The following is a 13,777-nucleotide window of genomic DNA, read 5'->3' on the forward strand; positions in this document are numbered from 1 at the left end:
CGAATACAAAATGAGTAAAGAGGACGCAGGGCTATGGACGAATACCAGGAAGAACTACTCGAAACCCAGGCTTACGAACTGGACACCCCGGAACCGGCTGACGACGCCACCGAGCTTTAGCCCGCCCGCCGCTGGCTGCGGCGGAACTCCCCCGGTGTTAGGCCCGTCCAGCGCTTGAACGCGCGCTGGAAGGCCTCTGCCGATGCAAACCCCAACAGATAGGCAATCTCGCCAAAGGCCAGCTCCGTATCGCGGATGTAGGTCTCGGCCAGGTCGCGCCGTGTTTCATTGAGCAAGTCGCGAAAGCGTGTGCCTTCCTCGGCCAGCTTGCGGCGCAGTGTCCAGGTTGGCAACTGCAGGTGCAGCGCCACTTCTTCCAGGTCGGGTTCGCGGCCGCCATTGAGCAGTGGTCCCAGCAGATGGGTGATGCGCTCACCCAGGCTGCGCACCCGCGTGCGCTGCTGCATCTCTGCCTCACACAGCTGCAGCAGGTGCTGCCAGGTGCTTGGGCAATGCCTGGGGTTGGCCAGTTGCAGGGTGGCGCGGCTCAGGCGCAGACGGTTGCCGTCGGCGGCGAACTGCACGGGTGTGCTGCAAAGTGGTTGGTAGCGCGCGGCATACGCGGGTGCGGCAAATTCGATGTCCAGGCGTTCGGCCTGCACCGGGGTGCCTGCAAGGTCGGCTAGCTGGGCTAGCCAACCCGCGAGCAGCGAGTCGACCACAAAGCGGTTGTAGGCGTTATAGGGGCTGATGGAGTAGAAGCGCAGCCAGGCGCCCTGGGCGTCTTCGTGAAAGCTGGAGTGGCCACGGTAGTTGGCCGCGTACAGCGGTTCGAAGTGCAGCAGGGTGCGCGCTGCCTCGCCCAGGGTAGGGGCCTGGGCGGCGGTGACCCCGGCCAGGCCGGCATGAGCCAGGCGGCTCAGGCGCCCCATGTGCAGGCCCAGGGCGGGCTCGCCGCACAGTTCGATGGCGGCGTGGCCAAGGTGCATGTAGCGGGAGATCGACAAGCGCGCGCCGGCTTCAGCCAGGCGCGGCCCATCCAGGCCATAGCGCAGCAGCAGCGGTTCGGGGGCGTGGCCAAGCTCGCGCAGGGCCTCGCTCAGCGGTTGAACAAAGCCAACCGACAGGTCACCCAGGCGCACGCGGGGGCGGGCCATGGTGTTACAGCCACAGGTTCAGCAGGCGGGCACCTGGGCTTGGGGTGCCCACCAGCAACTCACCCGCCTGGTGGGCGAAGCCTTGGCCATCACTGCCTTGCTCCCAGAACTGCCCACGCATGAACACGCTCATGCTGCTGACACTGGCCCCGGCCGCCTCGGTCAGGCGTTGCCAGGCGGTCTGTTCGCTGACTTCGCCACGCTTCAAGGGCAGACCGGCGGCGGCGTGCTGGTGGCGGTTGCCACGCCATGGCGCTTCCCAGCTGCTCTTGCCGCTGAGAAACGCCGGGTTGGCGACCAGTTGTACCGCTTGTTGCGCCAATTGCCGATGGTTTTCCGGGTACCAGCTGTCACTGCCTATCAGCACCCCCAGCCGCCCGGCAGGTGTTTGCACGACCTGCAACGGGTGCTTGCGCCCATTGTGCACATAGCGGCGCATTTCGCTGTCAGGGAACTGCTGGTGTTGTGGCTCGCTCAGTAGCGAGCCGTCGCCAGCAAACACCATGCTGCTATTGAACAGCGGGCCACTACCGGCGTGCAGCACGCCCTGTTTCACGTAAGGTGCAGGCAGCACGATGGAGCCGGCCACCAGGGTAACGCCGAATTCCTTGGCCAGGCCGCCGAACAACTGCTGATAGTCTGCGGCCATTTGCTCAGCCTTCATGCGCAGGTGCGCATCGGCGCGCCAGTCATCGCCGTCGGCGCCGAGCATGGCCAGGCCATAGCGTAGCGGGTTGCTCAGCTCCAGCCATTGCAGGGCCTCGCGGCTCTGGGTCACCTGATACAGTTCGTTTTTCTCACCGCGCGCCCACAGCCAGGTGCCGATGTGCTCCGGCAGCACCACTACCGTGCGCGGGTTTATCAGTCCTTGTGCGCGGGCCTGTTCGAGGTAAGCGGCGAGCTTGCGGTGCAGGCGCTGCAGGTTCTGGTAGTCACCGGGGTACAGCAGCGGCTCGACGCCCAGCAGGTTGCCGTGTTCGCCTGGCACGCCATGGTTCAGTGCCAGCTCGATGCGCAGGTCGGACAGGTAGTGGCCTTCCGGGCGCTGTTGGGTCCAGAAGCCATAACCACAGAGGGCGGCGAGGAAGACCAGCGCCAGGGCGCCAGCAAGCAGTTTTCGCATGAAGCAGGGCTGCGCCTTGGTTACGAGGGTTCCTTAGGGTAGTCCCGCTGTATGCCAGGATCAATAACTTGTCAGTTTCGATCATTGAGCCAATTCAAACGGCTGTTTAATGTCGCTGACAGACAAACGACAGGCCCCGCTGACCGGTGAGGTGCCTGCATACCGTGATCACGCCACCAGGGGACCTTTCCATGGCCGCCGACCGCTACCCGCACCTGCTTGCCCCGCTGGACCTAGGCTTCACCACCTTGCGCAACCGCACCCTGATGGGCTCGATGCACACCGGCCTCGAAGAGCGTCCCGGGGGGTTCGAGCGAATGGCGGCGTACTTTGCCGAGCGCGCCCGTGGTGGCGTTGGCCTGATGGTAACGGGCGGCATTGCGCCCAACGATGAAGGCGGGGTGTACTCCGGTGCGGCCAAGCTCAGCACCGAGGAGGAGGCCGACAAGCACCGTATCGTCACCGAAGCGGTACATGCCGCGGGGGGCAAGATCTGCCTGCAGATCCTGCATGCCGGGCGCTATGCCTACAGCCCACGGCAAGTGGCACCCAGTGCGATCCAGGCGCCGATCAACCCGTTCAAGCCCAAAGAGCTGGACGAGGCGGGCATCGAGAAGCAGATCGCAGACTTCGTCAACTGCGCGGTACTGGCCCAGCGTGCCGGTTACGACGGCGTCGAAATCATGGGTTCGGAAGGCTACTTCATCAACCAGTTCCTCGCTGCCCATACCAACCACCGTACCGACCGTTGGGGGGGGAGTTATGAAAACCGTATGCGCCTGGCGGTGGACATCGTCAGCCGGGTGCGTGGTGCGGTAGGGCCGAACTTCATCATCATCTTCCGCCTGTCGATGCTCGACCTGGTGGAAGGTGGCAGCACCTGGGACGAGATCGAACTATTGGCCAAGGCCATCGAGCAGGCTGGCGCGACCCTGATCAACACCGGCATCGGCTGGCACGAAGCGCGTATCCCGACCATCGCCACCAAGGTGCCGCGTGCAGCCTTCAGCAAGGTCACCGCCAAGCTACGTGGTGCGGTGAGCATTCCGCTGATCACCACCAACCGTATCAATACCCCGGAGGTGGCCGAGGCCGTATTGGCCGAGGGCGATGCCGACATGGTCTCGATGGCCCGGCCATTCCTCGCCGACCCGGATTTCGTCAACAAGGCGGCAGCCGGGCGTGCCGACGAGATCAACACCTGCATCGGTTGCAACCAGGCCTGCCTGGACCACACCTTTGGTGGCAAGCTGACCAGCTGCCTGGTCAACCCCCGTGCCTGCCACGAAACCGAGCTCAATTACCTGCCTGTACGGGCCGTGAAGCGCATTGCCGTGGTGGGGGCCGGCCCGGCGGGTCTGGCAGCGGCCACCGTGGCAGCTGAGCGTGGCCATTCGGTCACCCTGTTCGACGCTGCCAGCGAGATTGGCGGGCAGTTCAACGTCGCCAAGCGGGTGCCAGGCAAGGAGGAGTTCCATGAAACCCTGCGCTACTTCCGCAACAAGGTGAAAAGCACAGGCGTGGACCTGCGCCTGAATACCCGTGTCGATGTGCAGGCATTGGTGGACGGTGGCTACGACGACATCATCCTGGCCACCGGTATTGCCCCACGCACCCCGGCCATTCCCGGTGTCGAACATGCCAAGGTGCTCAGCTATCTCGACGTACTGCTTGAGCGCAAGCCGGTGGGCCAATCGGTTGCGGTGATTGGCGCGGGTGGCATCGGCTTCGATGTGTCCGAGTACCTGGTGCATCAGGGGGTGGCCACCAGCCAGGACCGTGAGGCGTTCTGGAGGGAATGGGGCATCGATACCCACCTGGAAGCACGCGGTGGTGTGGCCGGGGTCAAGGCCGAGCCGCATGCCCCGGCGCGGCAGGTGTACCTGTTGCAGCGCAAGAAGTCCAAGGTGGGTGATGGCCTGGGCAAGACTACCGGCTGGATTCACCGCACCGGGCTGAAGAACAAGCGGGTGCAGATGCTCAATAGCGTTGAGTACCTGGGTATCGACGATGCCGGCCTGCACATTCGTGTGGCGGATGGCGAGCCGCAGGTGTTGCCGGTGGATAACGTGGTGATCTGCGCCGGACAGGATCCGCTGCGTGAGTTGCAGGACGGGTTGGTGGCGGCAGGGCAGTCGGTGCACCTGATTGGCGGCGCCGATGTGGCCGCCGAGCTGGATGCCAAGCGGGCGATCAACCAAGGCTCAAGGTTGGCGGCTGAGCTCTGAAAATCTCCGGGGCCGCACAGCGGCCCCGGGGTTTCACTGGTAAACTCGCAACATGTTCTTCGACCTCCCCCAAGCCCCTCTGCAACCCCTGAACCTCCCTTGGCTGCAACAAGCTCAGGTCAAAGCCGCCATCCTGCGCCTGGACCTGATCGACCCACTGATCAGCGGTAACAAGTGGTTCAAGCTGCGCCATCACCTGCAGCACGCCAGAACCAGCAAAGCCCCGGGCCTTATCAGCCTAGGTGGCAACCATTCCAACCACCTGCATGCCCTGGCCGCCGCCGGCAAGCGCTTCGGCTTCGCCACCGCCGGCCTGCTACGGGGTCACGCCCAGGACACACCCACTGTGCGTGACGTGAAGGCATTGGGCATGGAACTGCACTGGTTGGGCTATGGTGGCTACCGCGCGCGCAACGAACCAGTCTTCTGGACCCCGTGGCAGGCACGCTACCCCGGCTGGCACTGCATCCCCGAAGGTGGCGGCGGGCTGGCCGGTGCACAAGGTTGTGCCCTGATCATGGAGCAGGCGCGCTCACAAATCACGGTACTGGGCTGGTCGGATTATGACGCCTGGTGGCTGGCTGCTGGCACCGGTACCACGTTGGCCGGCCTGGTGCTGGCGGAGGCGGGCGCACATGCCGTGCATGGCGCGTTGGCCGTACCCCGGGACCACGGTGTACCCGAGACGGTGGCAGCCTTGGCTGGCGGCCACGGCTACCAGCTTCACGATGCCTGCCGTGGCGGCTTCGGCAAGTTCGACGATGACCTGCTGGCCTTTATCGCCGAGTGCGAGCAACACAGCGGCGTACCGTTCGAAGCCCTGTACACCGGCAAGGCCCTGCTGGCCTTGCGTGAGCAGGTCGGGGCCGGGCTGTTCGCGCCCGGCACCCGCCTGATCGTCGTGCACACCGGTGGCCTGCAGGGCCGGCGCGGTTACTTGTAAGGCAGCATGCGCAGCAGCGTGTTGTCGCGCTGCACATAGTGGTGGTATAGCCCGGCCAGCGCGTGCAGGCCGATCAGCCAGTAACCCCAGCTGCCAACCCGTTCATGCCAGCCCTTGATGAACTTGGCCTGGTCTGGGTCCGGGCCAATCAGGTGGGGCAGCTCCAGGCCGAAGAACGGCACCGGTTTGTCGGCGGCGCTGAGGATCAGCCAGCCGGCCAGCGGCAGGCCGATCATCAGCAAGTACAGCGCCAGGTGCATCAGGTGCGCAAGGCCGGTTTGCCAAGCCGGCGGCTTGGGCACGATCGGCGGGGTCGGGCGGCTCAGGCGCACGGCCAGGCGCAGCCAGACCAGCACGAACACACTGAGCCCGAGCATGAAGTGCAGGTCTTTCATCAGGTTGCGTTCAACGCTGTCTTTAGGGAACAGGCCGCGCAGTTCGATAAGGGCGTAGACAGCGGCCAGCAGCACCAGCATCAGCCAATGCAGGGCGATGGACAGGCGCGCGTAGTGGTTCGCGGGGGGGGATGAAACCATGATCGGTCCTCGTCATCAGGTCGGAATGGCGCTCTTTTTGGCGCTCAGGTATTACTTTAATGGCTACCGGGAACGAATCTTTGCGCTAGGTCTGTGAAAATTGTGTTGCCTGTGCCGGTCCTTTCGCGGGCGACTTCATGCTTCGGGGGAAAATGGCCAACTATCAGCCACCAGAAACACCCGCTCCTTTTCCTGCCAGGCGCCATCAGCATCAGGCTCCAACCTCACCAGCAACTGCGCCGGGGCCTGGCGCTCCAACACATGCAACCAGGCCGCAAACTGCTCCACCGCCCAGCATTCACCTGCCTCCACCCGCGCCGGTGCCAGCCAGGCATGCCGCTGCAATGGCTGCCAATGCTCACCCTCAGCCATGACCCAGTCCCGCCTCCGTACCCAGCGCCCACGCAAGTGCTGCGGGTTCGCGCCCGTCGGTGGCTCGGCATGCCCCGGCCATGGGTAGAACAGATAACCCCCCAGCCATACATGGGCCTGCACCTGCCCAACCCCCAACCCGGTCAACAGCTCGCGGCTGTGGGCCCCGTTCGACATGGGCAACTGATGCCCCGCCAAGTGCGCAAGCTTGCTCCCCAGCCGGTCATGGCACCCAGGCCCCAACCAGGCATGCGGGTCGTGCCCGGCGCCTTCCGGCCCCAGGTACAGCTTGATCGCCAGTTCCAGGTGGTGCACGCCGTCACGGTCGCGCAACACCATATCCAGTTCGCCCAGCGTGCGCCCGGCATCTCGGATCGCCAGGTTGGCTGCCAGCAGCTCGATGCCCGGCGCCTGGCCCAGGGCGAATTGCCACAGGCGTTCGTAGTAATGCCCCAGCCGCCCGCTGCCCAGCTTCGCCAGCCAGTCTTGCAATGGCCGGTCATCTTCATCCAGCGCCCGCAACCACTGCTCAAGGTGCTGCGGCTGCTGCGCCCACAGGCTACCCGCCAGCGGGTGGCGCTGGGGGCAGGGCGGGGCGCTGAGCAGGGGCGGCGACAGTAGGGCCCAGGCCAAGTCGCGTACCGCAGGGCGGCGCAGGTGCCGGGGCAGGTCATGTAGATGCATGAAAGGCGTCATGCAGCGAGCATAGCCGGTTTGCCGCTACCCGGTGGTTTCGCCCATAATCGGCCCATCGTCACCCGCCGCAGAGCCTTGCAGGAGCCCCATGGAGCAATTTCGCAATATCGGTATCATCGGTCGCCTTGGCAGCTCGCAGGTGCTCGACACCATTCGCCGACTGAAAAAATTCCTCCTCGAGCGCCACCTGCATGTGATCCTTGAGGACACCATCGCCGAGGTGCTGCCCGGTCATGGTCTGCAAACCTCCACCCGCAAGCTGCTGGGCGAAGTCTGCGACCTGGTCATCGTGGTCGGCGGCGACGGCAGCCTGCTGGGCGCTGCCCGCGCCCTGGCCCGTCACAACATTCCGGTGCTGGGCATCAACCGTGGCAACCTGGGCTTCCTCACCGACATCCGCCCCGACGAACTGGAAGAAAAAGTCGCCGAGGTGCTCGACGGCCACTACCTGGTGGAAAACCGTTTTCTGCTGCAGGCCGAAGTGCGCCGCCACCACGAAGCCATTGGCCAGGGCGATGCGCTGAACGACGTGGTGCTGCACCCCGGCAAGTCCACGCGCATGATCGAGTTCGAGATCTACATCGACGGCCAGTTCGTCTGCAGCCAGAAGGCCGACGGCCTGATCGTCGCCACCCCCACCGGCTCCACCGCCTATGCGCTCTCGGCCGGTGGCCCGATCATGCACCCCAAGCTGGACGCCATCGTCATCGTGCCGATGTACCCGCACACCCTGTCGGGCCGGCCGATCGTGGTCGATGGCAACAGCGAGCTGAAGATCGTGGTGTCGAAGGATCTGCAGATCTACCCACAAGTGTCCTGTGACGGCCAGAACCACTTCACCTGCGCCCCCGGCGACACCATCACGGTCAGCAAGAAGCCGCAGAAGCTGCGCCTGATCCACCCGCTGGACCACAACTACTACGAGGTCTGCCGCACCAAGCTCGGTTGGGGCAGCCGCCTGGGGAGCAGGGACGACTGATGTTCGATCCGGCGCGAAGTTTCGACATCATCGGTGACGTGCACGGTTGTGCGCTGACCCTTGAACGCCTGCTCGACGCCCTCGGTTACAAGCGCGTGGCCGGCGTATGGCGCCACCCGCGGCGCATGGCGCTGTTCCTGGGCGATATCGTCGACCGCGGGCCACGCATCCGCGAGGCGCTGCATATCGTCCACGACATGGTCGAGGCCGGCCAGGCGTTGTGCATCATGGGCAACCACGAGTACAACGCCCTGGGTTGGGTTACCCCGGCGCTGCCCGGCAGTGGCAAGGCCTACGTGCGCGAGCACACGCCACGCCACGCCCGGCTGATCGACGAAACCCTGACCCAGTTCGCTCACCACCCCGGCGACTGGCACGACTTCGTCAACTGGTTCTACGAGCTGCCACTGTTCGTCGATGCCGGGCGCTTCCGCCTGGTGCATGCCTGCTGGGACCCGCGACTGATCGAGCCGTTGCGCCAGCAGTACCCCGACGGGCGCATCGATGAACACTTCATCCAGGCTTCGGCGGTGAGCAACAGCTTTGCTGCTACCGTGTGCAACCGCCTGTTGCGCGGCACCGACATGCGCCTGCCGGACGGCCTGACCCTGACGGGCGGTGATGGCCTGACACGCGCCTTCTTCCGCACCAAGTTCTGGGAAGAAGACCCGCAAACCTACGGTGACATCGTGTTCCAGCCCGATGCCCTGCCCGAAGAGGTGGCCAGCACCCCGCTCAGCCACAGCCAGAAGAACGCCTTGTTGCGCTACGACGAAGACGAGCCTCTGCTGTTCGTCGGCCATTACTGGCGTAGCGGCCGCCCGGCGCCGATCCGCGCCAACCTGGCCTGCCTGGACTACAGCGCCGTGCTCTACGGCAAGCTGGTCGCCTACCGGCTGGATGATGAAACCCGCATCGACCCGCACAAGTTCGTCTGGGTCGACGTCGACCGCCCACAGGCCAACCAATGAACATTATCGAAGTGATGCGCCTGCCGCTGTCGGTCGACCTCAGCGGCTTCGTCCACCTGTTGCAGCGCCTGCAGGTGCCGCATCGGGTGAGCGAGGAGGGCGATGCCCAGGTGCTCTGGGCCCCCGACACCCTCGCCGAAGACGTGCTGCAACTCTACCAGCGCTACCCTGACGGCAACGCAGACATCCAGGCAACCGACGAACCTGAGGGCGCGGGCTTGTCGGGGCGCCGAACCGCCGCGAACAGCCCCACACAACCCTCCCTGGTAGAACAAGCCAAAGCCTGCAAGGTCACCACCCTCACCCTGCTGCTGTGCTTCATCGTCGCCGGCCTCACCAGTCTGGGCGACAACTTCACCACCATCAGCTGGTTCACCTTCCTCGACTTCCGCGTCCAGGGCGATTACCTGTACTTCAGCCCGCTGGCGCAAACCCTGGACGCAGGCCAATGGTGGCGGCTGGTTTCGCCCATGCTGCTGCACTTCGGTGTACTGCACCTGGCCATGAACAGCCTGTGGTACTGGGAGCTGGGCAAACGCATCGAATTGCGCCAAGGCCCCTGGATGTTGCTGGGCCTGACCCTGCTGTTCAGCCTGGTGTCCAACGTGGCCCAGCACTACACCAGCGGGCCGAGCCTGTTCGGCGGCCTGTCCGGCGTGCTGTATGGCCTGCTCGGGCATGTATGGCTGTTCCAGTGGCTGGCGCCCAACCGTTACTTCAACCTGCCCAGGGGCGTGCTGGTAATGATGCTGATCTGGCTGGTGGTATGCCTCACCGGCGTGGTCGGCACCCTGGGCCTTGGCCAGATCGCCAACGCCGCCCACGTGGGCGGGCTGCTCATCGGATGCCTGACCGGGCTCTTGGGCGGGGCGCTGGCCCGGCGTAAACTGTCGGCTTGAATCAGGAGACACTATGTCCACTTTCGCGCAAATGATCGAAAACATTACCCCGGAAATCTACGAGAGCCTGAAACTGGCCGTGGAAATCGGCAAATGGTCGGATGGCCGCAAGCTCACCGCCGAGCAGAAAGAGCTGTCGCTGCAGGCCGTTATCGCCTGGGAGATCAAGAACCTGCCTGAAGACCAGCGCACCGGCTACATGGGCCCGCAAGAGTGTGCGTCGAAGTCCGCGCCGATCCCCAACATTCTGTTCAAGTCGGACTCGGTACATTGATCGAACTCGCTCGTGGCTCGTTGAGCAAAATGGCGGTAAGCCTGCAGGCACCCGTGGTGCAGTACAGCTTCCGCCTTGATGACACGCAGGTCCCGGTCAACCCGCTGATCGGCCAGCGCCTGCGCCTGGAATACCTCGGCGCCATTCATTGCAGCCATTGCGGCAAGCGCACCAAGACCAGCTTCAGCCAAGGTTACTGCTACCCGTGCATGACCAGGCTGGCCCAGTGCGACGTGTGCATCATGGCCCCGGAAAAATGCCACTACGACGCCGGCACCTGCCGTGAGCCTTCGTGGGGCGAACAGTTCTGCATGACCGACCATGTGGTCTACCTGGCCAACTCGTCGGGGATCAAGGTCGGCATCACCCGCGCCACCCAGCTGCCTACCCGTTGGCTCGACCAGGGCGCCAGCCAGGCCCTGCCGATCATGCGCGTGGCCACCCGCCAGCAGTCCGGCCTGGTCGAAGACGTGCTGCGCAGCCAGGTGCCGGACCGCACCAACTGGCGTGCGCTGCTCAAGGGCGATGCCGAAGTGCTCGACCTGCCGGCCATTCGTGAGCAGATTTTCGATGCCTGTGCCGACGGTTTGAGCGCGCTGCAAGCGCGTTTCGGCTTGCAGGCGATTCAGCCGCTGCCCGACGCCGAAGTGGTACAGATGAATTACCCGGTCGAGGCCTACCCGAAAAAGATCGTCAGCTTCAACCTCGACAAAGACCCGGTGGCCGAAGGCACGCTACTGGGTATAAAGGGCCAGTACCTGATCTTCGATACCGGTGTGATCAATATTCGCAAGTACACGGCCTACCAGCTGGCCGTGCTCCAGTAAAAGGACCTCTACATGCGTACCGAACAACCGCAAGTGATCTACCTCAAGGATTACCAGGCGCCCGAGTACCTGATCGACGAGACGCACCTGACCTTCGAGCTGTTCGAGGACCACACCCTGGTTCACGCGCAACTGGTGATGCGCCGCAACCCGGCGCGCGGTGCCGGGCTGCCGCCACTGGTGCTCGATGGCCAGCAACTTGAGTTGCTGCGCGCTTCGCTGGATGACCAGGAACTGCACGCGGCTGACTATCAGCTGGACGTCGACAGCCTGACCGTGCACCCCAAGGCCGAGCGCTTCACCCTCGACACCAGCGTGAAGATCCACCCCGAAAGCAACACTGCGCTGGAGGGCCTGTACAAGTCGGGCAAGATGTTCTGCACCCAGTGCGAGGCTGAGGGCTTCCGCAAGATCACCTACTACCTCGACCGCCCGGACGTCATGAGCACCTTCACCACCACGGTGATCGCCGAGCAGCATCGTTACCCGGTGCTGTTGTCCAACGGTAACCCGATCGGCAGCGGGCCGGCAGAAGATGGCCGCCACTGGGCGACCTGGGAAGACCCGTTCATGAAGCCGGCCTACCTGTTCGCGCTGGTGGCCGGTGACTTGTGGTGCGTCGAGGACACCTTTACCCGCCAGTCTGGCCGGGATGTGACCCTGCGTATCTACGTCGAGCCCGAGAATATCGACAAGTGCGACCACGCCATGGTCAGCCTGAAGAAGTCCATGCGCTGGGACGAAGAAGTCTATGGCCGTGAGTACGACCTGGACATCTTCATGATTGTTGCGGTCAACGACTTCAACATGGGCGCCATGGAAAACAAGGGCCTGAACATTTTCAACTCCAGCTGTGTGCTGGCCCGTGCCGAAACCGCCACCGATGCCGCGCACCAGCGTGTCGAAGGCGTGGTTGCCCACGAGTATTTCCACAACTGGTCGGGCAACCGCGTCACCTGCCGTGACTGGTTCCAGCTGTCGTTGAAGGAAGGCTTCACGGTGTTCCGCGATGCCGAGTTCAGTGCCGACATGAACTCGCGCACGGTCAAGCGTATCGAAGACGTCGCCTACCTGCGTACCCACCAGTTCGCCGAAGACGCCGGCCCTATGGCCCACCCGGTGCGCCCGGACAGCTTCATCGAAATCTCCAACTTCTACACCCTGACCGTGTACGAGAAGGGCGCCGAAGTGGTGCGCATGGTCCGCACCCTGCTGGGCGCCGAAGGTTTCCGCAAGGGCAGCGACCTGTACTTCGAACGCCATGATGGCCAGGCGGTGACCACCGACGACTTCATCAAGGCCATGGAAGACGCCAACGGTGTCGACTTCACCCAGTTCAAGCGCTGGTACAACCAGGCCGGCACCCCGCGCCTGGAGGTCAGCGAAGCCTATGATGCTGCCGCGCAGACCTACAGCCTGACCTTCCGCCAGAGCTGCCCGCAAACGCCGGACAAGGCCGAAAAACTGCCGTTCGTGATCCCGGTGGAACTGGGCCTGCTGGACGCCGAAGGCAATGACCTGCCGCTGCGCCTTGTCGGTGAAGCGGCTGCTGGCGGTACCAGCCGTGTGCTGTCGGTGATCGAGGCCGAGCAAACCTTCACCTTCCAGGGCATTCCGGCCAAGCCGCTGCCCTCGCTGCTGCGAGGCTTCAGCGCCCCGGTGAAGCTGAGCTTCCCGTACGACCGCGACCAGCTGATGTTCCTGATGCAGCACGACAGCGACGGCTTCAACCGCTGGGAAGCGGGGCAGCAATTGTCGGTGCAAGTGTTGCAGGAGCTGATTGGCCAGCACCAGCGCGGCGAGGCGCTCAAACTCGACCAGCGCCTGATCACCGCTCTGGGCACCGTGCTGGGTAACGAAGCGCTGGACCCGGCCATGGTGGCCGAAATGCTTTCGCTGCCGGGTGAGGCCTACCTCACCGAGATCAGCCAGGTGGCCGACGTGGATGCCATCCACGCCGCTCGCGAGTTCGCCCGCCAGCAGATCGCCGAACAGCTGTTCGACGCCCTGTGGGCGCGTTACCAGGCCAACCGCGAAGTGTCGCGCAGCACCGCTTACGTGGCCTCTGCCGAACACTTTGCCCGCCGTAGCCTGCAGAACATCGCCCTGTCGTACCTGATGCAGAGCGGCAAGCCGCAAGTGCTGGAAGCGACCCTTGAGCAGTTTGACCAGTGCGACAACATGACCGAGCGCCTGACGGCGTTGGCGGTGCTGGTCAATTCGCCGTTCGAGGCTGAACGCGCCAAGGCGCTGGACACCTTTGCCGAGCACTTCAAGGACAACCCGCTGGTCATGGACCAGTGGTTCAGCGTGCAGGCGGCCAGCGCGCTACCGGGCGGGCTGGCGCGGGTCAAGGCGCTGATGCAGCACCCGGCGTTCACCCTGAAGAACCCGAACAAGGTCCGTGCGCTGGTGGGTGCCTTTGCCGGGCAGAACCTGGTCAACTTCCATGCGGCGGATGGCTCGGGTTATCGCTTCCTGGCGGACCTGGTGATCGAACTGAATGCGCTGAACCCGCAGATTGCCTCGCGCCAGCTGGCGCCGCTGACCCGCTGGCGCAAGTATGATGACGCGCGTCAGGCCCTGATGAAGGGTGAGCTGGAGCGGATTCTGGCTTCGGGTGAGCTGTCCAGTGATGTGTATGAAGTGGTGAGCAAGAGCCTGGCTTGAGGGCCAGTGGGGCCGCACAGCGGCCCCCTGCTTTTTCAAGCCGACAACAAAACATAACACCCCGCCCGTTGTAATCCCGCAAACATCCCCGCTACGATCCCC

The 13,777-nt window shown here is 64.3% G+C and carries 12 protein-coding genes; 8 read left to right on the forward strand and 4 right to left on the reverse strand.

Annotation, left to right across the window (positions count from 1 at the left end; translation table 11 throughout):
* Positions 1-116: 116 nt before the first annotated feature.
* Together FHW75_RS12940 and FHW75_RS12945 are read right to left on the reverse strand one after the other, a co-directional pair.
* On the reverse strand, positions 117-1,157 hold the full coding sequence (locus tag FHW75_RS12940; protein ID WP_025754913.1) for an AraC family transcriptional regulator: 1,041 nt from the start codon (positions 1,155-1,157) through the stop codon (positions 117-119).
* Between the two features lie 4 nt (positions 1,158-1,161).
* On the reverse strand, positions 1,162-2,280 hold the full coding sequence (locus tag FHW75_RS12945) for a carbon-nitrogen hydrolase family protein (protein ID WP_016714803.1): 1,119 nt from the start codon (positions 2,278-2,280) through the stop codon (positions 1,162-1,164).
* Between the two features lie 191 nt (positions 2,281-2,471).
* Here FHW75_RS12945 and FHW75_RS12950 point away from each other — a divergent pair, with 191 nt between their 5' ends.
* Both FHW75_RS12950 and FHW75_RS12955 read left to right on the forward strand, forming a co-directional pair.
* The gene (locus FHW75_RS12950; protein WP_016714804.1) at positions 2,472-4,508 is read left to right on the forward strand and encodes an NADPH-dependent 2,4-dienoyl-CoA reductase; all 2,037 of its coding nucleotides are present in this window, start codon (positions 2,472-2,474) and stop codon (positions 4,506-4,508) included.
* 52 nt (positions 4,509-4,560) lie between these two features.
* Positions 4,561-5,451 carry a 1-aminocyclopropane-1-carboxylate deaminase/D-cysteine desulfhydrase gene (locus tag FHW75_RS12955; protein WP_183673848.1) on the forward strand — a complete coding sequence of 297 codons (891 nt, stop codon included), beginning with the start codon at positions 4,561-4,563 and terminating at the stop codon, positions 5,449-5,451.
* Here the strand turns inward: FHW75_RS12955 and FHW75_RS12960 are convergent.
* Both FHW75_RS12960 and FHW75_RS12965 read right to left on the reverse strand, forming a co-directional pair.
* Entirely contained in the window at positions 5,442-5,987 is a 546-nt protein-coding gene (locus FHW75_RS12960) for a cytochrome b (RefSeq protein ID WP_025754915.1), read from the reverse strand. The two genes, FHW75_RS12955 and FHW75_RS12960, sit on opposite strands and share 10 nt — an antisense overlap.
* A gap of 135 nt (positions 5,988-6,122) precedes the next feature.
* A complete protein-coding gene (locus tag FHW75_RS12965; RefSeq protein WP_025754916.1) occupies positions 6,123-7,055 on the reverse strand; it encodes a DUF1853 family protein in 933 nt (310 codons plus the stop codon).
* A gap of 88 nt (positions 7,056-7,143) precedes the next feature.
* On the opposite strand from FHW75_RS12965, the gene FHW75_RS12970 reads away from it, so the two are divergent.
* Genes FHW75_RS12970 through pepN form a run of 6 tightly spaced genes read left to right on the forward strand, consistent with a single transcriptional unit; the run spans position 7,144 to position 13,675 of the window.
* Positions 7,144-8,034 carry an NAD(+) kinase gene (locus FHW75_RS12970; RefSeq protein WP_008090067.1) on the forward strand — a complete coding sequence of 297 codons (891 nt, stop codon included), beginning with the start codon at positions 7,144-7,146 and terminating at the stop codon, positions 8,032-8,034.
* Positions 8,034-9,005: a metallophosphoesterase gene (locus FHW75_RS12975; RefSeq protein WP_016714807.1), complete on the forward strand. Its 972-nt coding sequence runs from the start codon at positions 8,034-8,036 to the stop codon at positions 9,003-9,005. Before FHW75_RS12970 ends, FHW75_RS12975 begins: the two co-directional genes overlap by 1 nt.
* Entirely contained in the window at positions 9,002-9,904 is a 903-nt protein-coding gene (locus tag FHW75_RS12980; RefSeq protein WP_025754917.1) for a rhomboid family intramembrane serine protease, read from the forward strand. The genes FHW75_RS12975 and FHW75_RS12980 overlap by 4 nt, the downstream gene beginning before the upstream one ends.
* 13 nt (positions 9,905-9,917) lie before the next feature.
* A complete protein-coding gene (locus FHW75_RS12985; protein WP_016714809.1) occupies positions 9,918-10,178 on the forward strand; it encodes a YeaC family protein in 261 nt (86 codons plus the stop codon).
* On the forward strand, positions 10,175-11,005 hold the full coding sequence (locus FHW75_RS12990; protein WP_019098175.1) for a DUF2797 domain-containing protein: 831 nt from the start codon (positions 10,175-10,177) through the stop codon (positions 11,003-11,005). The genes FHW75_RS12985 and FHW75_RS12990 overlap by 4 nt, the downstream gene beginning before the upstream one ends.
* A 12-nt stretch (positions 11,006-11,017) precedes the next feature.
* Positions 11,018-13,675, forward strand: coding sequence for an aminopeptidase N (gene pepN, locus FHW75_RS12995; RefSeq protein WP_016714811.1), 2,658 nt, complete (start codon positions 11,018-11,020; stop codon positions 13,673-13,675).
* The last annotated feature ends 102 nt before the right edge of the window (positions 13,676-13,777 follow it).

Origin of the sequence: Pseudomonas sp. OG7 (assembly GCF_014192825.1) — a bacterium.
Lineage (GTDB): Bacteria > Pseudomonadota > Gammaproteobacteria > Pseudomonadales > Pseudomonadaceae > Aquipseudomonas > Aquipseudomonas monteilii.